The sequence below is a fragment of the Labrys sp. KB_33_2 genome, assembly GCF_052114505.1.
Lineage (GTDB): Bacteria > Pseudomonadota > Alphaproteobacteria > Rhizobiales > Labraceae > Labrys.
In genome coordinates, this window is the sequence record NZ_JBFREW010000087.1 from 1 (window position 1) to 533 (window position 533).

General features: G+C 61.4%; 1 protein-coding gene. It reads right to left on the bottom strand.

The window, feature by feature from the left end; genetic code table 11:
• Positions 1-386 (bottom strand): paraquat-inducible protein A (locus AB4037_RS34660; RefSeq protein ID WP_441774689.1); only part of this gene is annotated, 386 nt, incomplete at its 3' end.
• Between the last annotated feature and the right edge of the window lie 147 nt (positions 387-533).

Below are 533 nucleotides of genomic sequence, written 5' to 3' on the forward strand. Positions count from 1 at the left end.
ATCCTCAGCCCGGTCAGSACCGTGAGGCGGGCGAGAATCTGCAGGCCCGGCGCCACCAGCATGGTGAAGGCGACGACGATTCCCAGTTCCCACAATCCCTGGTCGTAGAGCGCCTTGATGCCGGTGACGAGGCTGGCCACCTGCGCGCGCCCGGATATTTCGAGCTTGATGAAGGGCAGGAAATTGGCCATGGCGAAGCAGATGGCACCGGCCCAGCTATAGGCGTAGGCGTGACTCAGCGAGATGGCGCGATAATGCTCCATCGTGGCGCCGCAGCGCGAGCAGCGCGCSCGCATGCCGTCCTTGAGCGGCGGCACGTCATGCAGCAGCCCGCAATCGTGGCACTCCATGATCTGGGTGGAGCTTCGCGTCGTCGGGGTGATCACCCGATCTGTCCGGCCGGCTACCATGTCACCGTTGCACTCGAATCACAAAAGAACTCCGGCCCTGCCGCAACGTCATTTTGCCAATGGAGACGATGAATCTCCCCTGAAGTCTCTCTTCGAGCCGATCGTAAATCCGATGTCTTAATA